General features: G+C 47.5%; 22 protein-coding genes. 18 read left to right on the top strand and 4 right to left on the bottom strand.

What is annotated here, in order from left to right; all coding sequences use genetic code 11:
- Positions 1–112: 112 nt before the first annotated feature.
- Positions 113–1,051, bottom strand: a complete 939-nt coding sequence (locus tag KNO79_RS01095) for an EAL domain-containing protein (RefSeq protein WP_214690419.1) — start codon at positions 1,049–1,051, stop codon at positions 113–115.
- Between the two features lie 201 nt (positions 1,052–1,252).
- Here KNO79_RS01095 and speE point away from each other — a divergent pair, with 201 nt between their 5' ends.
- The 4 genes from speE (at position 1,253) to KNO79_RS01115 (ending at position 4,505) form a co-directional block, all read left to right on the top strand.
- The gene (gene speE / locus KNO79_RS01100) at positions 1,253–2,092 is read left to right on the top strand and encodes a polyamine aminopropyltransferase (RefSeq protein WP_012727429.1); all 840 of its coding nucleotides are present in this window, start codon (positions 1,253–1,255) and stop codon (positions 2,090–2,092) included.
- The gene (gene speB / locus KNO79_RS01105) at positions 2,089–2,970 is read left to right on the top strand and encodes an agmatinase (protein WP_012727428.1); all 882 of its coding nucleotides are present in this window, start codon (positions 2,089–2,091) and stop codon (positions 2,968–2,970) included. The genes speE and speB overlap by 4 nt, the downstream gene beginning before the upstream one ends.
- Positions 2,971–3,330 carry a Na-translocating system protein MpsC family protein gene (locus KNO79_RS01110; protein WP_031422162.1) on the top strand — a complete coding sequence of 120 codons (360 nt, stop codon included), beginning with the start codon at positions 2,971–2,973 and terminating at the stop codon, positions 3,328–3,330.
- Positions 3,331–3,548: 218 nt separating this feature from the next.
- Positions 3,549–4,505, top strand: coding sequence for a sodium-dependent bicarbonate transport family permease (locus tag KNO79_RS01115; protein ID WP_159563011.1), 957 nt, complete (start codon positions 3,549–3,551; stop codon positions 4,503–4,505).
- 56 nt (positions 4,506–4,561) lie between these two features.
- Here KNO79_RS01115 and KNO79_RS01120 read toward each other — a convergent pair whose 3' ends face one another.
- Positions 4,562–5,314 carry a homing endonuclease associated repeat-containing protein gene (locus tag KNO79_RS01120; RefSeq protein ID WP_012727425.1) on the bottom strand — a complete coding sequence of 251 codons (753 nt, stop codon included), beginning with the start codon at positions 5,312–5,314 and terminating at the stop codon, positions 4,562–4,564.
- Positions 5,315–5,710: 396 nt separating this feature from the next.
- On the opposite strand from KNO79_RS01120, the gene KNO79_RS01125 reads away from it, so the two are divergent.
- Genes KNO79_RS01125 through KNO79_RS01160 form a run of 8 tightly spaced genes read left to right on the top strand, consistent with a single transcriptional unit; the run spans position 5,711 to position 15,267 of the window.
- The gene (locus KNO79_RS01125; protein WP_214690420.1) at positions 5,711–7,621 is read left to right on the top strand and encodes a polysaccharide biosynthesis protein; all 1,911 of its coding nucleotides are present in this window, start codon (positions 5,711–5,713) and stop codon (positions 7,619–7,621) included.
- Positions 7,618–8,646, top strand: coding sequence for an NAD-dependent epimerase (locus KNO79_RS01130; protein ID WP_031422166.1), 1,029 nt, complete (start codon positions 7,618–7,620; stop codon positions 8,644–8,646). Before KNO79_RS01125 ends, KNO79_RS01130 begins: the two co-directional genes overlap by 4 nt.
- On the top strand, positions 8,646–9,989 hold the full coding sequence (locus KNO79_RS01135) for a phenylacetate--CoA ligase family protein (RefSeq protein ID WP_196431293.1): 1,344 nt from the start codon (positions 8,646–8,648) through the stop codon (positions 9,987–9,989). Before KNO79_RS01130 ends, KNO79_RS01135 begins: the two co-directional genes overlap by 1 nt.
- 17 nt (positions 9,990–10,006) lie before the next feature.
- Positions 10,007–11,359: a phenylacetate--CoA ligase family protein gene (locus KNO79_RS01140; RefSeq protein WP_196431292.1), complete on the top strand. Its 1,353-nt coding sequence runs from the start codon at positions 10,007–10,009 to the stop codon at positions 11,357–11,359.
- Positions 11,360–11,385: 26 nt separating this feature from the next.
- Positions 11,386–12,711, top strand: a complete 1,326-nt coding sequence (locus tag KNO79_RS01145; protein ID WP_196431291.1) for a nucleotide sugar dehydrogenase — start codon at positions 11,386–11,388, stop codon at positions 12,709–12,711.
- A complete protein-coding gene (locus tag KNO79_RS01150) occupies positions 12,699–13,829 on the top strand; it encodes a glycosyltransferase family 4 protein (protein ID WP_214690421.1) in 1,131 nt (376 codons plus the stop codon). Before KNO79_RS01145 ends, KNO79_RS01150 begins: the two co-directional genes overlap by 13 nt.
- 33 nt (positions 13,830–13,862) lie before the next feature.
- A complete protein-coding gene (locus tag KNO79_RS01155; protein ID WP_078147699.1) occupies positions 13,863–14,612 on the top strand; it encodes a hypothetical protein in 750 nt (249 codons plus the stop codon).
- Between the two features lie 4 nt (positions 14,613–14,616).
- The gene (locus KNO79_RS01160; RefSeq protein ID WP_078147698.1) at positions 14,617–15,267 is read left to right on the top strand and encodes a hypothetical protein; all 651 of its coding nucleotides are present in this window, start codon (positions 14,617–14,619) and stop codon (positions 15,265–15,267) included.
- A gap of 9 nt (positions 15,268–15,276) precedes the next feature.
- Here KNO79_RS01160 and KNO79_RS01165 read toward each other — a convergent pair whose 3' ends face one another.
- Both KNO79_RS01165 and KNO79_RS01170 read right to left on the bottom strand, forming a co-directional pair.
- Positions 15,277–16,041: a MerR family transcriptional regulator gene (locus KNO79_RS01165; protein ID WP_214690422.1), complete on the bottom strand. Its 765-nt coding sequence runs from the start codon at positions 16,039–16,041 to the stop codon at positions 15,277–15,279.
- A gap of 47 nt (positions 16,042–16,088) precedes the next feature.
- Positions 16,089–16,553, bottom strand: a complete 465-nt coding sequence (locus KNO79_RS01170) for a GNAT family N-acetyltransferase (protein ID WP_196431287.1) — start codon at positions 16,551–16,553, stop codon at positions 16,089–16,091.
- A gap of 213 nt (positions 16,554–16,766) precedes the next feature.
- Here KNO79_RS01170 and KNO79_RS01175 point away from each other — a divergent pair, with 213 nt between their 5' ends.
- From KNO79_RS01175 to KNO79_RS01200, 6 genes are all read left to right on the top strand, one after another.
- Positions 16,767–18,470 carry a glycoside hydrolase family 13 protein gene (locus KNO79_RS01175; RefSeq protein ID WP_159563002.1) on the top strand — a complete coding sequence of 568 codons (1,704 nt, stop codon included), beginning with the start codon at positions 16,767–16,769 and terminating at the stop codon, positions 18,468–18,470.
- Between the two features lie 118 nt (positions 18,471–18,588).
- Positions 18,589–19,251: a Type 1 glutamine amidotransferase-like domain-containing protein gene (locus tag KNO79_RS01180; protein WP_196431286.1), complete on the top strand. Its 663-nt coding sequence runs from the start codon at positions 18,589–18,591 to the stop codon at positions 19,249–19,251.
- Positions 19,252–19,285: 34 nt separating this feature from the next.
- Positions 19,286–19,846: a GNAT family N-acetyltransferase gene (locus tag KNO79_RS01185; protein ID WP_159563000.1), complete on the top strand. Its 561-nt coding sequence runs from the start codon at positions 19,286–19,288 to the stop codon at positions 19,844–19,846.
- A gap of 51 nt (positions 19,847–19,897) precedes the next feature.
- Positions 19,898–20,317 (top strand): YwiB family protein, encoded by a 420-nt coding sequence (locus tag KNO79_RS01190; RefSeq protein WP_159562999.1) that lies wholly within the window; start codon positions 19,898–19,900, stop codon positions 20,315–20,317.
- A complete protein-coding gene (locus tag KNO79_RS01195; RefSeq protein ID WP_159562998.1) occupies positions 20,314–20,742 on the top strand; it encodes a hypothetical protein in 429 nt (142 codons plus the stop codon). Before KNO79_RS01190 ends, KNO79_RS01195 begins: the two co-directional genes overlap by 4 nt.
- Positions 20,743–20,909: 167 nt before the next feature.
- Positions 20,910–21,428 carry a GNAT family N-acetyltransferase gene (locus KNO79_RS01200; RefSeq protein WP_196431284.1) on the top strand — a complete coding sequence of 173 codons (519 nt, stop codon included), beginning with the start codon at positions 20,910–20,912 and terminating at the stop codon, positions 21,426–21,428.
- The last annotated feature ends 1 nt before the right edge of the window (position 21,429 follow it).

The raw sequence follows: 21,429 nt of genomic DNA on the forward strand, positions 1-21,429 counted from the left end.
GAACGAAACCTAAAAGTAGATGAAACAATAAGGAAGTGATCATAAGGGACCGGTAAATGAAAAAACACAGGATGACGACGAAGTCGATTCCTGTGCTTTTGAAAGTGATGACTTATGCGATTTCAATCTTGTATTGATTGGCAGGGGCCGGTTTTCCGAAGAAATATCCTTGCGCTAAATCGAATCCGAGCTCACGACAGACATCTGCCTCTTCCATACGTTCTATTCCTTCAGCAAGAAGGGTGATGCCCATCGAATGGGTTAACGCACGCACTTGTTTGAGGAAAGCGCGTTTTTCAGCGTCTTCATCACAAAACGAGATATAGGAACGGTCAATTTTGACATAGTCCGGTTCGAGCCGCTTCAACATATCGATTGTCGAGAAGCCTGCCCCGACATCGTCTAATGCTACTTTCATCCCTCGCTTTTTATATGTCGAAAACACGTGTTGGAGATGATCCACGTCATGTACCTTCTCCGTCTCCACGACTTCAAAGATAAAGCGGTCCGGGCTGAGGTCATATCGGTCAATGATGTCAAACGTGTGCTGGAGACAATAGTCCGGGTTATAAATGGTCGAAGGTAAGAAGTTGATGAACGTCTTTTGCTGAGGAGCAACGGCTTCAAACGTTGCTTTGATTGCTTCCGCGCGGGCACGTTGATCGAGTTTCGAATGGAGACCGAAACGGTTTGCCGTCCGGAATAGGTCACCAGGTGAAATGTTGGCGCTACTGCGGAGGAGCGCTTCATATCCGAACGTTTCCGTTGAATCGAGGAAGATGATCGGTTGGAGGTGACTCTCGAACGTGCCGTGCTGAATCTGTTCAATGATGTGCCGATGCGCAAGCTGATCTTTTAGTGCTTCGACCTCGAGCGGAGGCGTCTGACTTTTCGAGTTATAATCGACACAGTAAACCGTTCCTTCCGCATGCAGAAGGAGCGTATCGAGTTCTTCAAACGTTTTGTAAGAGTATTCCTTGAATTTCGTGACGAGTGTTCCTTGAGCAATCAAAGGAATGGTTGTGTTACAAGAAGCACAGGGTGACCACATACTATTCCACCTTTCGATTCAGAATTGGTTCAATCAGTATATCGGCAACGTCTCACAAAAAACTCACATTCAAGACCGATTCCGCAAAAAAATCGTGCAAAATGGGTACAGGTTTTGTATACTTCCTATCGTATGATTAAGAAGCGCCTCAAAACGCCACTCGCATACGAACAACTTTTTGAACAGAAAGGGGTTCTATCGATGGACCAAAAATTAAAGTTATGGTTTACGGAGCACCAAACAGAAGATTACGGGATTACGTTCCGTGTAAACCACGTTTATGAGAGCGAACAAACGGAGTTTCAACGACTAGAGATGGTCGAAACGGACGAGTTCGGAACGATGTTGTTACTTGACGGGATGGTCATGACGACGGATAAGGACGAATTCGTCTATCACGAGATGGTCGCACACGTCCCACTCTTTACACACCCGAATCCGAAGCATGTGCTCGTAGTCGGTGGGGGAGATGGCGGTGTCATCCGTGAAATTATGAAACACCCATCAGTAGAAAAAGCAGTTCTCGTGGATATCGACGGGAAAGTTATTGAATATTCGAAGAAATACTTACCAAATATTGCGGGTGAGCTCGATAACCCGCGTGTTGAAGTCATCGTCGGTGACGGATTCATGCATATCGCGAAGTCAGAAAACGAGTACGACGTCATCATGGTCGACTCGACTGAACCGGTCGGACCAGCAGCCAACCTCTTCACAAAAGGTTTCTATGCAGGGATTTCAAAAGCGCTCAAAGAGGATGGCATCTTTGTGGCTCAAACGGATAACCCATGGTTCACACCAGAACTCATCCAAACGGTTCAACGTGACGTGAAGGAAATCTTCCCAATCACGAAGTTGTACACAGCAAACGTACCAACGTACCCGAGTGGCATGTGGACGTTCACGATCGGTTCGAAGAAATACGACCCGGAACAAGTATCAGCTGAGCGGTTCCATGACATCGAAACGAAGTACTATACGCCGAAGCTTCACAATGCAGCGTTCGTTCTTCCGAAATTCGTGGAGGACTTAACAAAATGATTAAGCGTTTCGATGAAGCCTACTCAGGTAAAGTGTTTATCGCCAGCCTCCCAGAGGTGACAGAGGCGAAGACGGTTCTTTACGGGATGCCGATGGACTGGACAGTCAGCTTCCGTCCAGGCTCGCGTTTCGGTCCGAACCGGATTCGTGAAGTATCGATTGGACTCGAGGAATATAGCCCGTATTTAGACGGTGACTTGGCTGATGCCGCGGTGTACGATGCAGGAGATATCCCGCTTCCATTCGGGAACGCACCGAAGTCGCTCGATATGATCGAGGCGTTCGTCAAAGATGTCGTCAAAGCAGGCAAGTTCCCACTCGGCATGGGCGGTGAGCACCTTGTCACATGGCCGATCATCAAAGCGATGCATGACGTTTACGGCAACGACTTTGTCATCCTCCACTTGGATGCGCATACGGACCTTCGAGATGAGTATGAAGGCGAGCCGCTCTCACACTCGACTCCGCTCAAAAAAGCGGCAAACTTGATTGGACCATCGAACTGCTATTCGTTCGGAATCCGTTCAGGGATGAAAGAAGAGTTTGAGTGGGCTCGTGAAGTCGGCTACAACATGCATCAATTTGAAGTGATCGAACCACTCAAACGCGTCTTACCGACACTCGCTGGCAAAAAAGTATACGTCACGATCGACATCGACGTCCTCGACCCGTCAGCGGCACCAGGGACAGGGACGCAAGAAATCGGTGGCATCTCAACGAAAGAATTGCTCGAAGCGGTACATGCCATTGCAAACGCAGACCTCGACATCATCGGTGCAGACCTTGTCGAAGTGTCACCGGCATACGATCAGTCAGATATGACTGCCATCGCAGCAGCTAAGATTCTTCGTGAGATGATGATTGGATTCGTGAAGTAAATGCGGAAAAAGGGTCAGCTGGAAATGGAACTGAGCGCTCGGATTACCCAATGGGAGAAAGAATATTTGGGTCGCGGGTCATTGACGTGTAAGGCAGACCTGCTTCGAGATCTCGCCATCGTCACACTCCAAGGCGTGTTGACGCCGGCCGAGTATGATTTGGCTACCAAGTCTTCAGGTCGCGAGCAATTGAAGAAATATCGCAACAATCTCGTCGAATCAGGGCGGAGTCAACTCGAAACGATTGTCGGACAAGTACTCGGTCGTTCGATTGTCTCGCTCCATACGGACATCAGTACGAAAACAGGGGAGCGTCTCATCGTGTTTCGTCTAGATGCCCCTTGGGATCAAACCGATTGACAATGAAACGCCACCTTCTTAAAATGAAAGGCAGAGACGTATAGAGAATCGACTGGACGAGTCAAGATGAAGCGTGCTTTCGAAATCTTGTTACGGAGCTACTGACCAATTCAATAAACCGACAGTTGTCGGCCTGACGGAGCGATTATTCGAGCCGTCGGCATACAGCGCACGCCTTCTTTAGGTGTGCGCTTTTTTGTCGCCAGGGAGGAAGATGTATGGAATTGTTTTTATTTTTATTGACGAGCGCCCCGGTACTACTGTTTGTGACGGGCGTTATCGCCGCAGTCGGAAAATCAAACTTAAAGATCCCGGATTCATTGAGTACGACGCTCAATATTTACTTACTGCTTGCTATCGGACTGAAGGGAGGTATGGGACTCGCCTCGGTATCTTTTGAAGACATCGCATTACCGCTGACCGTGACGCTGTTGATTGGGATTTTGCTACCGCTTCTCGCATTCTATGTCGGAGGAATGTTCAAATTCTCATTCCCTGAGCGAATTGCCATGGCTGCGACGTTCGGCTCGGTGTCACTCGTCACCTATGTAGCAGCATCGACACAGCTCGAGCGTCTCGGGATTGCGTACGAGCCGTTCATGACAACACTAGTCGTCGTCCTTGAAATTCCCGGCCTGATTGTGGCGTTACTGCTGTATAATCAGACACACGTGATGGGAATCACGGCTACGTCAGGGAAGGCGAACTCTCTATCGGTGTTGCGGGAGAGTTTGTTCTCGAAAAGTATCCTCTTGATGTTTGCAGGTCTGATTGTTGGACTGGTGACACCAGACGCCACACCGCTCAAACCATTTTTCGTCGACTTGTTCCCGGGCGTTTTACTCTTATTCTTACTAGGTCTAGGAATGAAAGTCGGACAGCAGTTGAAAACGGTCCCGTCATATGGACTAAAATTTATGATGATGGGGATGGTGTTTCCGTTAGTCGGAGCACTTGTCGGCTTTATTGCAGCGGGGATTGCCAATTTATCTGACGGCGGAACGATCCTCTTGATGACACTCGCAGCGAGTGGGTCGTATATCGCCGCTCCCGCCATGTTACAAGCCTCGGTCCCAGAAGCGAAACCATCATTTTATTTGACCCTTTCGCTAGCTGTCACGTTCCCGTTCAACCTGTTAGTTGGAATCCCGCTATACATTGCGATCGTCACATGAAAAAAGCGTCGACTCGAAAAGAGTCGGCGCTTTTTGTATGAGTTCATCTGTATGGATTACTGTTTTACTTTTTGTTCCTCCATACATTTTAAAGCAGCCGTCCAGCTTCCGAATAAGGCATTGATTGTCGATGTACTCGGAACATTTCGACCTTCGGCCCATTTCCGGTAGTGGAGGATACTAAAATGTGGTAGCTCTGTTTTGGCTAACTGCAAGGCATCAATGACATCTTCCTCATCCCATTTACGTTTCGGAGGAGCGATATCCAAGACAAATAGCGCATAGCTCCATGATCCGTATTTGCGAGCGATTGTCGCTACCGTCGGATAGCCTTTTTCCTGTGCCCAAACGGCGTAATGTTGGGACGTGAGACGCTCTAACTTTTCGGAGGCTTCAATCAAGGCTTGAATGATCCGTTCTTCATTGTTCCGTACCGTTGTCGTTTGAAGCTTGGCTTCACGTAACGCATTCGACCACGAACCGAACCGGCTGCTGATCAGCGTCAAAGAAGGGGCTTGCGAGATTTTTGCCCAGGCACGATACGTTTGGCTCGTGAAGAGTTCAAGTTCTTCTGAGGCCTCAATCAGTGCGGTCAAAATATCTTCATCTGAATAATAACGATACAACATCTTAATCTCCGCCGCTTGAACGGCTTCCCGCCAAGAACCAAATTTGTAAATCACGGTCGATAGGGAGGGGACGTCTTTGTTTCGGGCCCATAGTGTGTACTGTTTTGTGTCAAATTCTTCAAGTTCATTCGCTGCTTGTCTTAGGCATGAGAGGATCTGTTGCTCTGTCCATCGTTTCATCGTGATGTCTCTCCTTTTCAGAAGCAAGTCGTGGCTTCAAAGGTCATGGTGTGGTTAAACAATGGTGGTCCTGAAGGAAAGCTAGAATATGTGTCCGGTGACGAGATATGAAAAGGGAGGAACCTGAATCGATTGACTACTTTGGGAGAATGCGACATTCGCAAAATCTCAAAGTGAAAATAATCCAAATGTCCTACCTTCTACTTCCCATAATACCCATATAAATTAAAAATATTCACAAAAGAAAGTAAAAACTCATTACACATTTGTTAAACCGTTTCATGACGAAATGTCATTCGTATCAAAAAGCTATTCTTTTCTTTTGGATTGTGAATCTTGAACGGGTACTTATCTAGCATCAACTCGAAGCTGATTGGGATGGAAGGTGGTGAAAGGATGAGTACTCCAACTGTTCGGTCTCCCATTGATCGAAAAAATGCGCTCTTGATGTTACTCGATATCACGATTGCAGGGCTCGCGATTTTCGTGACGTTTGACCTATTCTTTGCAAATGATCCGACGGTAACATCTGACCCGCTAGATTTGATCACGATCCTCGGATTGAAGACGCTCGTTCTTCTCATTTTAGGATGGGTGACTCGGGTATACCGAATCGACTGGCGATACGGATCGATGCGTGAATTGCAATTACTGGCGATTGTGTTGGTCATGAGTGACACGTTCGTCTTATTCGCATCATACGTATTATTGGATGGCTTTTCCTATCAAGCAATTTTTATTCAAAGCTTACTCGCATTTAACGGAATGTTATTTATCCGACTCGTCGCTAGGACACGATCGTTTTTCCGATTTCACGCACCGGTGTCGAATGGAAAAGCTACCTTGGTTATCGGTGGTGGGGAATCGGGTCAAAAAATCATTAAAGAACTGAAAGAGCATCGAACGAATGTGCTGCATGTGGTCGGGGTGTTGGATGATAATCCATTGCTTCACCGTCTCTACATTCACGGGACACCGGTCATCGGTTCAATCGATTTATTAGAACGCAAAATTGAAGAGCTGAATATCGAAGTAGTTGTGTTGGCCATTCCTTCTCTTCCATACGGAAATCGAGTACAACTTTTGAAACGAATTGAGAAGACAGGCGTCGAATCCCATGCACTGCCAATGCTTGCGGAACTCGCATCCGGAAAAGTCTCATTAAATGAGATTCGAGAAGTGGCCATCGAAGATTTGCTCGGCCGTGAACCGGTTCAGCTCGATGTTTCGGAGATTTCTCAAACGTTGAGTGGATTAACCATTTTCATCTCCGGTGCAGGAGGCTCGATTGGTTCAGAGCTTTGCCGTCAATTGATGAAATTCAATCCTGGCAAACTCATCCTGTTTGGACATGGCGAGAATAGCATATATGCAATCGATCGCGAACTCCGCTTACTCGGGTCTGATACAGAGATTTGTCCCGTCATCGGTGACGTCCAAGACCGGGCGCGGGTGATGGAAGTGTTTGATCAGTATCGACCGGACGTTGTCTATCATGCGGCAGCTCACAAGCACGTTCCGCTCATGGAAGACAATCCGAGAGAGGCAGTGAAAAACAATATTTACGGAACGAAGAATATGGTCGAAGCCGCCGATTTCTTTGAAGTGAAGCGGTTCGTCATGATCTCTACGGATAAGGCGGTCAATCCGACGAACGTGATGGGTGCCACGAAACGAGTAGCAGAAATGATTGTCCAACAGCAGGCTCGCCACAGCAAAACGACATTCTCGGTCGTTCGTTTCGGCAACGTCTTAGGAAGTCGTGGCTCCGTCGTTCCGCTCTTTAAAGAACAAATTCAACGGGGCGGACCCATTACGGTGACGCATCCAGAGATGACCCGATACTTTATGACCATCCCGGAAGCGAGTCGCCTCGTCATTCAAGCAAGCGTGCGCGCAAATGGGGGCGAAGTGTTCGTACTAGATATGGGGAATCCCGTCAAAATTGTGGACTTGGCGAAACGGATGATTACACTGAGCGGTTTCACCCTCGAACAAATCCCGATTCATTTCAGTGGCATTCGTCCTGGTGAAAAGCTGTTCGAAGAACTGCTCGCAACGAGCGAACATACGAATCAAGTATATGAAAAGATTTTCGTCGGTTGTACAAGACCCTTTAAATCGGTTGATCCGATTTTGAAAACGATTGAATATCTACTCGATCAATCGAATGGACTCACTTCTTTCTTGTTGTTTGTCGCAAACAACGAACTGCCAGAAGAAGTGATGGAAAGTATTTTTGCGCCACAAATCGAACCGGTACGCATGCGAGTCAACGAGTCAACGCAAAGGAGGAAGTCGTTATGAAAAAAACAGTTCTCGTGACCGGAGTGGCCGGGTTCATTGGTTTTCATCTAGCTCGACGGTTGCTAAAAGAAGGACATCATGTCATCGGGATCGATGTGGTCAATGATTATTACGATCCGAGATTAAAAGAATCAAGACTTCATGTGTTGACGCATCCTCGTTTCAAACTCTATCGTGATGCCCTCGAAAATAAGATGGCAATCACGCGTGTCTTCGAAAAAAACCAACCCCAAGTCGTGGTCAATTTGGCGGCTCAGGCCGGTGTGCGCTACAGTCTAGAAAATCCAGATGCTTATATTCAATCCAATATCGTTGGTTTCTTGAACATCTTGGAGGCTTGTCGCTTCTATCCAGTAGAGCAATTGATTTATGCCTCATCTAGCTCGGTTTACGGATCAAATCAGGCGATGCCATTTTCCGAACAACACCCGGTCGATCATCCGCTATCCTTGTATGCGGCTTCGAAGAAGGCGAATGAGTTGATGGCTCATACGTACAGCCATTTGTTCGGTCTAAAAACGACGGGGTTGCGATTCTTTAGCGTCTATGGGCCATGGGGGCGTCCCGATATGGCACTTTACAAATTTACGGAGGCGATTTTAAAAGGCGAACCAATCGATGTATACAACTATGGTGAGATGGAACGAGATTTCACATACATCGACGACATCATCGAGTCGATTGTCCGACTTATGGATATCGCACCGTTGGCAGATGAGGAGTTTGACTATGAACATCCTCTACCTGACCGGAGTGACGTTCCGTTTCGTGTCTATAACATTGGAAATCAGCAACCGGTATCCTTGATGGACTTTATTCGGACGATCGAAGAGCGAGTCGGGAAAAAGGCCATCCTCCGCTTGTTACCACTTCAGGCGGGAGATGTACCCGCGAGTTTTGCCGATTCCTCCTCTTTGTATGAATCGATTGACTTTCAACCACAGACGTCGATTCGCGATGGCGTAAACGCGTTTATCGACTGGTACATCGCCTATCATCAAGTGTTGAAGGAGGGCATCGAGTAATGGGGATTTTACAGGATCGGATTTATGCACACTCACCGATTCGCCTCCAAAATTGGCTGGTTTCCTTATATGGAATCAAGTTATATCGGGAGCGATACGGTCAGTATTATGAGCAGGAATTGGAGCGACTGAGACGTGCTCCAAATGAAGCGTCACCTGATGCAAAACTCAATCATTTGAATCAATTCCTACAGTTTTGTAATCAACACAACGTGTACTATCAGCGACTCTTCAAAAAACACGGGGTTACCTTACCCTTAAAGAGCTTAGAAGACTTTAAGCGGATTCCCCCTTTGGAGAAAGAGACGCTTCGAACGGATGAGACCATCTTTTCTAACCTTCATGCCCCGATCATCGGCATGACGGGCGGGACGACGGGTAAATCGATTCAGGTTCGTTTCACCGAATACGATTATCAAATGCGAATGGCGCATCTCGATTTTTTTAAAGAACAACATGGTTTTCGCCGTGGGATGAAGCGAGCTAGTTTTACAGGACGGATGATTTGTCCAGGTAATCAAAAGAATGCGGTGTATTGGCGGTATAATGCCCCGATGAAGCAAATGCTCTACTCGGTCGTGCATTCGAATCCGACGACGATTCCACACTACATCGATTCGTTGAACGAATTTCAACCGGCCGCACTCGACGGTTCACCTTCCGATATGATTGAAATCGCAAAATATTTGAAAACCCATCAAAAGACATTATCGTTCCGACCGGTGGCTTTATTTCCGACCTCGGAGACGCTCACACCATCCGGACGCTTGTTGTTAGAAGAGATGTTCCAAGCGCCGGTTTACGATCAATATGCTTCTTCGGAAGGGGCTCCTATCGTTACGGAGTGTGAGTGCGGGAAGATGCACTTACGCCCTGAGATGGGAATCATCGAGACGGATGCATTTGGAGAGGCGCTCGTCACCAGTTTCACGACGCACGGAACACCGCTGATTCGCTACCGCATTGGCGATCGGATGACCCTCAGTGAAGCGATGTGTCCATGTGGTCGACAGGACACCATTATCGAGTCAATCGATGGTCGTCAAATGAACTATGTTGAGACGCCGGAAGGCTATAAGGTGTTTGAAGGAGATTTGACCGCAGCGGTCGGCGTACTACCGAACTCTATTATTCAAATTCAAGTGTTGCAACACAAAATAGACGAAATTGAGATGCTGTACGTGAAGGATGAAGCACGATTTGAGCCTGAACATGAAATCGCGCTCCAAAAAGAAGTCGAGCGTCTGTTTACTTCACGAATGAAAGTTCTTTTACGAGATGTGAAAAGCATCAAGAAAGAAAAGAACGGAAAAGTCCGAGTCGTGAAACGACTCTACACTTAGCGAGAGGAGACTACACCATGGCAGGGTTTGCGCTTCGTGATTTATACATGAAATCACCGATTCGATTACAACAATGGATGACGACATTGTATGGAATGAAACTATGGCAAGAACGGTATGGACGCACATATGAGCGTGAGTTAGTCGTTTTAGCCAATCGTCCCAAAGATGGGGCAGTCGTTGCAGCCGATCAATTGAAGCGACTCAATGCGTTTCTCGAATTTTGTGCGACGCACAATGCATATTATCAAAAACTGTTTGAAGAAAACGAGATTGTTCTTCCCCTTCAATCGATGGAAGAGTTGAAGCGCATCCCGATCCTCGAAAAAGAAACAGTTAGGAAAAATCCGGACATCCATTCTAACATCAAAACAGATATTCTTGGTCGAACCGGTGGAACGACAGGGACGTCCTTGCAAGTCCATTTCACGAAAGAAGACTATCAAAGACGTATGGCCCACGTTGACTTTTTCAAAGCGCAACACGGGTTTATCAGAGGAATGAAACGAGCGAGTTTCACAGGACGGAAAATTTGTAATCCGAATCAAGAAAAACCTGTATTTTGGCGCTACAATCGACCGCTCAATCAGATGCTGTTCTCGCTCTATCATGTCAATCCTCAGACCATCCCTCATTACATCGACGCATTAAATCGATTCAAGCCAATTGTATTAGACAGTGCACCGTCTGCCATGATTGAAATCGCAAAATACATCAAAGAGAATCAGATCCCACTTGAATTTCAATTAATGGCTATTTTTCCGACAGCCGAAACGATTACGCCTCAAGGAAGAGCCATCTTAGAAGAGGCGTTTAATGCCCCGGTCTTTGATCAGTACGCATCTTCTGAGGGGGCACCGATTTTAACGGAATGTACCCATGGGAATATGCATCTCCACCACGAAACAGGCGTGATCGAGTCGTATGGGGATCACGAAGAAATTTTAGTGACGAGTTTTACGACCCATGGGACACCGCTCGTTCGTTACCGGATTGGCGATCGGATGAAAATTGGAGAAGGGACATGTGCTTGTGGACAGGGAGGAACGTTCGTCACTTCCATTGAGGGACGCGAAAGCAATTATGTACTCACTCCAAACAAACAAAAAATCTATGAAGGGGATTTGACGACCGTTGTCCGAGTATTACCCAACTCGGTTATCCAAACGCAGTATCGGCAACATGATTTGTATCATATCGAACTAAAATACGTCCCGGATCTGGAACGCTTCAAGCCAGAACATGAAGAGATTATGAGGAGCGAGTTGGAACTACTGTTCGGTAAAGAGGTCATGATTACGTTGACCCCCGTGCAATCAATTCCTCGGGGACCGAATGGAAAAGTCATTGTGATTGATAAAACCGCATAATTCCGAATCTCAGGAGGCAGATGGACATGGATAAACTCATCTCAGAATCACGTACAACACGAAAAACCATTGCCAATCGTCACGTAGCTGTAGTCGGATTAGGATATGTCGGACTCCCTGTCGCTGTTGCGCTAGGTGGCGTAGGAGACGTCATCGGAGTAGACATCAATGAAACGCGTATCAATGAGCTTACCCTTCATCTCGACAGCACGCGAGAAGTTGAATCAGTAGACCTTGAGCAAGCAGCGGTCTTATATACGACGGATGTCGCCAAACTTGAAGAGGCGGATTTCATTATCGTGGCTGTGCCGACACCCATCAATGATCAAAATCAACCAGATCTAGGACCGATTTGTAGCGCGACTCGTGCTGTTGGAGCGCATTTGCGACCGGGCACGATTGTCGTATACGAATCTACGGTCTATCCGGGACTGACAGAGGAAGAGTGTATCCCATTACTTGAAAAAACATCGGGTCTCCGGGCCGGGATTGATTTTAAAGTCGGCTACTCTCCAGAACGAATTAATCCAGGCGACCGTGAGCATACATTCCGCACAATCAAAAAAGTCGTAGCTGCCGAGGATGAAGAAACACTCGATGTGGTAGCGGCTGTTTATGAGACGGTAGTCGATGCCGGCGTTCATCGTGCTTCCTCGATTAAAGTGGCTGAGGCGGCCAAAGTGATCGAGAATACACAGCGAGATTTGAACATCGCGTTGATGAATGAATTGGCCATCATCTTCGATCGCATGAACATCGATACGCTCGAGGTGTTAGAGGCTGCCGGGACGAAATGGAACTTCCTAAACTTCCGACCAGGTCTAGTCGGTGGACATTGTATCGGCGTCGACCCATTCTATTTGACGATGAAGTCTGAAATGCTCGGTTATCATCCGGAAGTGATTTTAGCAGGTCGTCGAATCAACGAGACGATGGGACGTTTCGTCGCCACATCATTGATAAAAACGATGATTAGTCAAAACATGGCCATTCTCGGATCGCGCGTAACGGTCCTCGGGATGTCCTTCAAAGAGAACGTCAGTGATATCCGAAATTCGAAAGTGGCTTCCTTGATTCGAGAGGTCGAGGAGTTCGGCTTAGAAGTGCAAGTGTGTGACCCGCTCGTCGATCCGGAAGAGGTACGACGAGAGTATGGAATCGATGTCAAATCATACTGTGACTTAAAACCAGCGGATGTCGTCATCTATGCCGTGTCTCACGATGAATTCGTTCAAGAGGGTTGGACGATTGCGAAACGCCAGCTGAAGTTAGGTCGTGGCATCGTCATTGACTTGAAAGGCATGCTCGATCGCGCGATGAAGCCGGAGGAGGTGCACTTATGGCGCCTTTAAAGATTCTCCAGTTCTGCGCTGTCGATATGACAGCGGATGTGTTGCTACGTCCTCTCATTGAGTCGCTGAAGGCGGAAGGACACGAAGTCGACGTCGCGTGTGCTTACGGTGATCGGACGGATCGTCTTCGGGACGAAGGATGGGTCATTCATACGTTGCCAATCGATCGAAAGTTTAGCCCGAAGCGTAATCTACAGACCATTCAAGAGTTGGTGAGGTTATTGCGCCGCGAAAAATATGATGCCATTCACGTCCACACCCCGGTGGCCGCAGCGTTAGGAAGAGTTGCGGCCCGCATTGCCAGGACACCACATATTCTCTATACCGCACATGGATTTTACTTCCACGAACGAATGGGTCGAATCGCATACGAACTCGTCTTCTGGTTAGAGAAATCACTCGCGGCATTAGCGACCGATTGGTTGTTGCTCCAAAGCGAGGAAGATTACTCACTCGCTAAAACAAGACATTTCAAAGAGGACGAACGATTGATGCATCTCGGAAACGGGATTGATTTAAATCGATTTTATCCGACAGAGAAACACATTTCCCCAGAACATTTAAAGTTCTTGTTTGTCGGAAGGCTCGTTCAAGAAAAAGGAATCCTAGATTTACTTCAGGCGTTCGATGAACTGACGAAACGCTATCCGAACGCGACGTTGACGATTGCTGGAGAGTTGATGACGAGTGAACGTGATCAAGAGACAGCGAAACAAGTCGAGGCGCATTTAGCCCAAAATCCACAGATTCATTACGCCGGATTCGTTCGGGATACCCCCTCTTTATTTGCAGCACACGACGTCTTTTTACTTCCCTCTTATCGTGAAGGATTGCCACGCTCTATTCTTGAAGCCATGGCGTCCGGATTACCTGTCATCGCTACCGATATCCGTGGCTGTCGAGAAGAAGTCACGGATGGGGAAAGCGGCTTTCTCGTTCCGGTCGGTCGACCTGAGGCACTGACCTTGGCGATGCGCTGGTTCATTGAACATCCTGAACAGTGTTATTCATTCGGGCAACGTGGTCGCGAAGTGGTCGAAGAAAAATTTGACGAAACGAAAATTTTAAGTCGTCAACTTCACCTGTTCGCACAAATTAGTAGCCGTGAAGTGGGATGAACCGATACGTCAATCACGTAAGGGGGAGGCGACATGGGAAAGCAACAACTGATTGATCACTTACAAGAGGCTTCTTCGGACGGTCGCCTCACCATCTACATGTATCAGAAATGGCAAAAGATTCACGGCGGGGCAACCGTGGTGGAATTATTGGAAATGTACGGATCATGGTCGAATGTACTGCGTTTGGCTGGGTTGGAACAGCAAACGCCACGGTTCACAAAAAAGGAAATGATTCAAATGCTTCGTGAAGCGGCGAAAGAGCATGATTCATTCAATAGTGCCGATTATCGAAAGTGGGCCATGACCAATGATGCACCGACGTTGACAGAGGTCGTCATTCAGTTCGGATCGTGGAAAGTGGCACTGATTGAGGCGAATTTGAAGAGTATCATCTCGTTCGATCAAAAATGTGAAATCATCCAATCGTTACTTGATGCCAATGAAGAGCTTCATCCATTAACGTCGACCGCTTATGCCAAATGGGCCAAGCAGAACCAACGTCCGAGTATCACGAAAGTGGTGAGGCGTTTCGGGTCTTGGTCCCAAGCGTTAGACGAGATTGGCATCTCAACGCGAGAGCTGTTCACGGAGAAGCAAATGATGGACGCGCTACACGAGGCAGATGAACATTTGACCGCTCTCTCACCATGGGGTTATGAAGTGTGGCAAAAAGAAAAGGGCAATCGTCCGACATTAAAAGACATTCAACAAATGTTTGGTTCATTTGATGTGGCGGTCCGAGAGATGCGTCAAACCGCAAACCAAAGTGGAGGGAGATGAGAAAATGCGAGTTGTACTCTGCACGGGCGACCACTGGAGTTCAACACTTGTCTATCAAGCGATACGGGATTTAGGCGTCACACATGTGATCATGGAAGATGGTCCGACACCGACTCATGTCAACACGTGGAAAGAACTTCTGACACAATCGTACATTTCCTTCCTGACTCCCATAATGCGGCGGTTCAGTCGAGAACGAATCGCGGAGTTGCAGTCGCGGTATGCTTTCTGTGACGATTCGATTCCGGAACAGCGTATGACGCGTGTCGTTTCCTTACAAGATAAAAAAGCGGAACATACGATTCGACACCTGCAACCGGACGTCATCATCATGTACGAAGTTGCGGAAATGAACGAACGATTGTTACAAGAAATGAACTGTCCCATCTTAACCATCACCCCATCGATGGCAGTGGGACAACGAGAAGCATATTGGGGATTCCATAACCACACATCGAGAAAAGAAGTTCGACTTTGCCAGTGGACGAAGAAAGGATGGACCCCACTAACGAGTGAAGTAATCTATACAGGTGGAACGGACAACTTCTCGACCTTCCCTTATATTTATTTGGCGACGAGTCTCCCGATGTTACAAAAACATCTTCAAATAGGACCGCAAGAAGACACCGAGCGACGAAAAAAAGTCCAAGCCTGAGGCTTGGACTTAACTGTTAGCGATACAATAGTATTGGATGGCCTCGTTATAATACGCAGCGAGCCCCGGCTCGAAGCGATCATAAAATGCGGTGAATCGTTCATCCGTCACATACATCTGTCCGAGTCCACTGAACATATCGAGTGAACAGTCGTAAAAGTGTGTGTCGATGAACAGATGATTGTCTTTCACAATCGATTGAACTCGGTCGTCATCGATTGCGATTTGTGAACGAAATAAATCAACGAGTGGCGCAATCAAATCGAGTTGCATTTGATTGATACGTTCCCAGTCCGCTTTCGATCGCTTCTGCGCACGTTCATGTGCTGTCTTGTAAGCTGAAGTCTCTCCCCAACGTTCCTGCACTTCCTCTTGATGTTTCGCCTCGTGAGCTTGAATCTCCTCATAAGATAATCCATCAAATAATGACTTGTCATCCATTGGAATCCCTCCTTTGAGTGAGGTGAGGGTCGCTTCTGCCGTCTCGGCAAGCTGAGCGAAATAGGCTGCTTTCTGTCGCAACGCCTCGATATGTCCACTCAACACATCAATCCGGTTGAACGTCGTTGAATCAAGCAATTCTCCGATTTGATCGAGAGGAACATCGAGCGTGCGATAGAGTAAGATGAGTTGCAACCGTTCCGCATCGCGCGAAGAATAACGCCGATAGCCGTTGGCGTCACGGTTCGCAATGAGAAGACCGATTGCGTCATAATGTCGAAGCGTTCGCGTTGTCGTTCCAGCGAGTGACGCAAGTTGTTGAATCGAATACATCCCTTCACCTCCTTAGTCAAAGCGTAAAGGTTGACGTCACGTCAAGGTCAAGCCTTTTTTTCAAACAGTGAGAATCCATTTCGTTCGCCGATATAGTAGAAACCGAACCGAGGATAGTAGTTATTTAAGAAGGCGTTATCGGCAACACAGTCCAATCGAATGGTCGAAGACGTGTTTGCTAAGGCATGCTGCATCAAACGTTCCCCGATGCGTTCACCTTTTGCATTCGAGTCCGTGACGAGTCGATGCAAGTAGACGGCACCGTCCGGGTCGTCCCATAGATTATGGTCCCAGTCAGTCGGAGGAATCAGGCTGACGGCACCGACGATTTGCTGATCTCGTTCGTAGACAAACACCGTCCCGTTTGTCAAATCGTGACGGACATAGTCGGAACGACTCGGCTCTAAATATTTGACCCATTGCGACTTTCCGGCTACTTGGAACTCTTTTGCTTTCTTTAAAATCAATTGATCGACTGCTGAAAAATCCTCCATTGTGGCAAATCGAAACATGATGAAGCACCTCGCTTTCATTTCTTTTCAAAATCGTGTAGGGTACACGTTGAGTATGCTGATGAAACATCTTTGTATCATCGAATGTTTTTTGGTAAGATAAATTTATTGCATCGTGCAAACGATTGCGCTAATGATATAAAGTTCACAGCACGAATAAGATAAGTATAAATGATGAGCAGTGAGTTTTGGGATAAGGAGTATCTAGATCACATGCAACTTTTACAACGAGAACAACAAACACAAACGCTTAAACGCAACTGGTGGAAAGAAGCCGTCGCCTATCAAATTTATCCGCGTAGCTTTTATGACGCGAACGGGGACGGAATTGGAGACATTCAAGGAATCATTGATAAGCTCGACTATTTGAAAGACCTCGGTATTGATGTTATCTGGATTTGCCCGATGTATAAATCGCCAAACGATGATAACGGTTATGACATTAGTGACTATCAAGATATCATGGACGAGTTCGGTACGATGGAAGACTTCGACCGCTTATTGGACGAAGTGCATCAGCGCGGTATGAAGCTGTTGCTCGACCTCGTCGTCAACCATACGTCGGATGAGCACCCTTGGTTCATTGAATCGAAGAGCTCAAAAGACAATCCGAAGCGCGACTGGTATATCTGGCGCGACGGAAAACCGGACGGGTCGAAGCCGAATAACTGGGAATCGATCTTTGGTGGCTCGGCTTGGGAATTCGATGAAACGACGGAGCAATACTACTTGCATGTCTTCTCGAAGAAACAGCCGGACCTCAATTGGGAAAATCCTGAGATGCGTACAGCGGTATACGATATGATCAACTGGTGGCTCGAAAAAGGGATCGACGGATTCCGTGTCGATGCAATCAGCCATATTCGCAAGAATCCGACGTTCGCCGACTTGCCAAACCCGAACGACCTCGACTTTGTACCGTCGTTCGAGATGCACATGAACGTGGACGGAATTCACGACTATTTAGAAGAGCTTCGTGACGAGACGTTCAATAAACATGACATCATGACGGTCGGTGAAGCGAACGGCGTCTCACCTGACGATGCCCATCTATGGGTCGGTGAAAAGGAAGGGAAGATGAACATGGTCTTCCAATTCGAACACATGGACCTTTGGAGTGAAGATGCCGATTCGAAACTCGATGTCGTTCACTTGAAGAACGTGTTGACGAAATGGCAAAAAGGACTTGAGGCCGATGGATGGAACGCCCTTTACGTCGAAAACCATGACCAGACGCGTACGGTCTCGAAATGGGGAGACGATGAGCGTTACTGGAAAGAAAGCGCGAAGTCGATTGCGATGATGTACTTCCTCATGCAAGGGACGCCGTTTATCTATCAAGGTCAAGAGATCGGGATGACGAACGTCAAATTCGATTCGATCGATCAATATGATGACATCGCGACACGCAACCGCTACTATATCGGTGTCGAGCAAGGGAAGAGTCATGACGAGATGATGCGCATCACGTGGAACTCGTCACGCGACAACACGCGTACACCGATGCAGTGGAGTGATGCCCCGAACGCCGGATTCACGTTCGCAGAGCAGCCATGGGTCGGCATCAACCCGAACTATACGGATATCAACGTCGAATCACAGCTTGAAGATGAGGACTCAATCTTTAACTTCTATAAAGAGATGATTCAACTTCGTAAAGATAATGAGACGTTTGTTTACGGGGCGTATGATGTCGTCTTGCCGGAACACCCGGAAGTCTATGCGTATACGCGTACGCTCGGTGACACGCAGTACCTCGTCGTCACGAACTTGACGGCGAAAGAGACGATGTTTGATATGGATCAGACACTTCGTGCGCAAGATGTCGTCTTGAGCAACATGCCGGTTGAAGGCGATGCGGAATCATCGCTCCTTCACTTGAAACCGTTCGAAGGTCGCGTGTATAAAATTAGCTAATTTTTCAGAACTTCAAGGTCGTGGACGAAAATTCGTCTACGGCCTTTTTTGTTGGAAAAAGGGGATAACGGCGACTCATGCGAACTCCTTATAGGGAGATGAGAAGGAGGAAACGTAAATGAAACTGTTATTAACGTCAGCAGGTATTAAGAACGAAAGCATCAAACGAGCACTTCTCGAGTTATTAGACAAGCCGATTGAAGAGTGTAATGCACTCTGTATCCCAACAGCCATTTATGCGTTGAACGGGGGAACGAAACACGCATGGAACTTTTTCAACGGAGATTTCTCGACGCCGATGTGTGAGTTGGGCTGGAAGTCGGTTGGGGTGCTCGAACTGAGCGCACTCCCGAGTATCGATGAGTCGGTGTGGAGACCGGCGTTTGATAAGGCAGACGTATTATTGGTGAATGGGGGCGATCCGCTCTTTCTCTACCATTGGATGAAACAGTCCGAGGTAGCCTCGCTGCTCCCGTCCTGGAAAGGTGTCTACGTCGGATTGAGTGCAGGTAGCATGGTGATGACACCACGAATTGGAGAAGCGTTTGTCGGATGGCGCGCATCCGACGAGCAGAGTGATGATACATTAGGGTTTGTCGACTTCTCGATTTTTCCTCATCTCGACCACGAAATGTTACCGGAGAACACGTCACGAGATGCTGCAGAATGGGCGGAGACATTACAGTCGCCGGCCTATGCGATTGACGACGAGACCGCGATTCGTGTAAACGAAGGGAAGATCGATGTGATTTCGGAAGGAAAGTGGAAGAAGTTTTTCTGACCGTATAAAAGTAATAGGGAGGAGACAGGAGAGATTGAATCCATTTACGTATCATCGAAAAACAAATCGAATCATCGTACGACCGTTAGAGAAACGAGATTATGACACATGGTTAAGCGGCTTTACAAATCGTCTCGTTTCACAACATGTATATGACCCGGGAAAATTAGATATGAGCGACTGTACGTCCGTTTGGTTCGGTCAGCTAGTCGACACACACCAATCACTCGCACATGAAGACCGTGCGCATGTCTTTGGGATTTTCCGGCTTGAAGATGGGATACATCTCGGCATGGTGGATTTCTCGACATTGGCGCGAGATGGATTTCATTGGGGTCGGGTCGGGTATACCATCCATAACCAACATTGGCAAAACGGATATGGCACAGAGGCGGTCGATTTAGCGATGCGCATCGCCTTTGACGACTTAAATTTTCAACGGATCGAGGCACACATCAATCTCGACAATGAGGCATCCGTTCGTCTCGCAGAGCGTGTCGGCATGTCGTACGAGTGCACGAGAGAAGGATTTATTTTTGAGAATGATGAGTGGGTAGACCATCTCGTCTATGTGAAAACGAAGCACCGTCGATAGAACGACTCCTACCACATATGGTACGATGAGTTGACGGAAAGGGGGATGAGCATGGCGATTGAACCACTTCGCGTGCGTGTCCAGCAAACAACTCGGATGAGTGACATTCCGGAGCCGATCGAACTATCGGCTGACGGCGTATACTATCCATTGAAGACTGGCTTTATTTTAATGTTTGACCAACAACAAGAGGACGGAACGGTCCCGACGACAATCAAGTACACGCCGGAACGATTGGCGCTCATCTGCAAAGGACCGATCGAGATGAACCATTCCTTCATCGAAGGTCGCTTCACGCAAAGCTTATATAAGAATGCCTATATGTCGATGACGATGGCGACGACGACATCGCGACTCGATGTGTCTGAAGAGTCATGTACGTTCGTATATGAATTATCCATGAATGAAGAAAACGTGGGTATATACGAAGTACATGTCACATGGACATTTGAAGGAGGAGAGAGCGTATGAACTTCACAGAACGCGTAAATAAGATTGAAGAGATGTTGAACGAAGACTGGTTCGAGATGCTCGAAACGAATGAAGAAGAGTATGAAGAGTGGCGCGGTCGCCTTGAAGACCATGCTGAACAAGTCATCATGCATTATGACCAAGAAAACGGAGTCGATATCGATTCAATCGATAAATTGCTTCAACTGAACGATGAGTTCCCGCTCCTTTACGGGGAAGACACCGTTCGCCTGTACATCGCACTTATTGAGGCGCGGTCAGAAGACAAAGCGGTCTACGATCGGTACGTCGATTATTTGGCAGCCATCAGTGATGCATCGCATGAACAGTTTTTACATTTCCATACGCTCGTCGAAGCAGGTCGGTTGGAAGAAGCGAGACAACTCGCGCCACATATGCCACAACGGCTCGGACTCGAAGAGTAAGCATGTCAAAAGTGTCATCTGAACAGGATGGCACTTTTTTTCATGCCTGAAAGGGGACACACTTCGACAAGAACGTCCATTTTATTTCGAAGGTATCTTCTCTAAGATGAAGGAACAAGGAAATCAAACAGAGAACGCGAATGGAAATGGTTAAAGGGGGAAATGTGATGTTAAGACTAATCAAAACATCTGTCGAACAAAAAGAACAGATTCTCGCATTTTTACAAGAATGGTACGAACGTGATGAGCGAATCGTCCCGACTTCAGTGGACCGTGAAACGACCGACTTCGAGGCATATGTCAACACGTTACGTCAGAAGGAGTTATGTGAACATATAGAGAAAGGTTGGGTCCCGAGCACAACGTATTGGCTCACGGACGGGGAGGAGCTTCTTGGCGCGACGAACATTCGTCATGAGCTGAACGAATCGCTCTTGAAGATTGGCGGGCATGTCGGGTATGGGGTGAAACCGAGCGCACGCGGGCGTGGACTCGCCACAATCCAACTGCAACTTGCGCTTGAGAAAGTGAAAGAACTTGGAATCGAGCGGGCACTCATCACGTGTAACCGGACAAATATCGCTTCCCGTCAAGTCATTTTAAACAATGGTGGCATTGCGGACACACCGTATACGGAAGAAGACGGGACAGTCGTCGAGCGGTTTTGGATTGACTTGAAAGGGTGAG

Source organism: Exiguobacterium sp. s43, assembly GCF_018617255.1.
GTDB classification, from domain to species: domain Bacteria; phylum Bacillota; class Bacilli; order Exiguobacteriales; family Exiguobacteriaceae; genus Exiguobacterium; species Exiguobacterium profundum.

Bases quoted from the DNA above. Each gene is read 5' to 3' on its own strand.
- KNO79_RS01120 (WP_012727425.1), bottom strand. From the start codon at position 5,314: ATGAAACGATGGACAGAGCAACAGATCCTCTCATGCCTAAGACAAGCA.
- speB (WP_012727428.1), top strand. From the start codon at position 2,089: ATGATTAAGCGTTTCGATGAAGCCTACTCAGGTAAAGTGTTTATCGCC.
- KNO79_RS01125 (WP_214690420.1), top strand. From the start codon at position 5,711: ATGAGTACTCCAACTGTTCGGTCTCCCATTGATCGAAAAAATGCGCTC.
- KNO79_RS01175 (WP_159563002.1), top strand. From the start codon at position 16,767: ATGCAACTTTTACAACGAGAACAACAAACACAAACGCTTAAACGCAAC.
- KNO79_RS01150 (WP_214690421.1), top strand. From the start codon at position 12,699: ATGGCGCCTTTAAAGATTCTCCAGTTCTGCGCTGTCGATATGACAGCG.
- KNO79_RS01165 (WP_214690422.1), bottom strand. From the start codon at position 16,041: ATGTATTCGATTCAACAACTTGCGTCACTCGCTGGAACGACAACGCGA.
- KNO79_RS01110 (WP_031422162.1), top strand. From the start codon at position 2,971: ATGCGGAAAAAGGGTCAGCTGGAAATGGAACTGAGCGCTCGGATTACC.
- KNO79_RS01140 (WP_196431292.1), top strand. From the start codon at position 10,007: ATGGCAGGGTTTGCGCTTCGTGATTTATACATGAAATCACCGATTCGA.
- speE (WP_012727429.1), top strand. From the start codon at position 1,253: ATGGACCAAAAATTAAAGTTATGGTTTACGGAGCACCAAACAGAAGAT.
- KNO79_RS01145 (WP_196431291.1), top strand. From the start codon at position 11,386: ATGGATAAACTCATCTCAGAATCACGTACAACACGAAAAACCATTGCC.
- KNO79_RS01200 (WP_196431284.1), top strand. From the start codon at position 20,910: ATGTTAAGACTAATCAAAACATCTGTCGAACAAAAAGAACAGATTCTC.
- KNO79_RS01170 (WP_196431287.1), bottom strand. From the start codon at position 16,553: ATGTTTCGATTTGCCACAATGGAGGATTTTTCAGCAGTCGATCAATTG.
- KNO79_RS01135 (WP_196431293.1), top strand. From the start codon at position 8,646: ATGGGGATTTTACAGGATCGGATTTATGCACACTCACCGATTCGCCTC.
- KNO79_RS01115 (WP_159563011.1), top strand. From the start codon at position 3,549: ATGGAATTGTTTTTATTTTTATTGACGAGCGCCCCGGTACTACTGTTT.
- KNO79_RS01180 (WP_196431286.1), top strand. From the start codon at position 18,589: ATGAAACTGTTATTAACGTCAGCAGGTATTAAGAACGAAAGCATCAAA.
- KNO79_RS01130 (WP_031422166.1), top strand. From the start codon at position 7,618: ATGAAAAAAACAGTTCTCGTGACCGGAGTGGCCGGGTTCATTGGTTTT.
- KNO79_RS01195 (WP_159562998.1), top strand. From the start codon at position 20,314: ATGAACTTCACAGAACGCGTAAATAAGATTGAAGAGATGTTGAACGAA.
- KNO79_RS01160 (WP_078147698.1), top strand. From the start codon at position 14,617: ATGCGAGTTGTACTCTGCACGGGCGACCACTGGAGTTCAACACTTGTC.
- KNO79_RS01095 (WP_214690419.1), bottom strand. From the start codon at position 1,051: ATGTGGTCACCCTGTGCTTCTTGTAACACAACCATTCCTTTGATTGCT.
- KNO79_RS01155 (WP_078147699.1), top strand. From the start codon at position 13,863: ATGGGAAAGCAACAACTGATTGATCACTTACAAGAGGCTTCTTCGGAC.
- KNO79_RS01190 (WP_159562999.1), top strand. From the start codon at position 19,898: ATGGCGATTGAACCACTTCGCGTGCGTGTCCAGCAAACAACTCGGATG.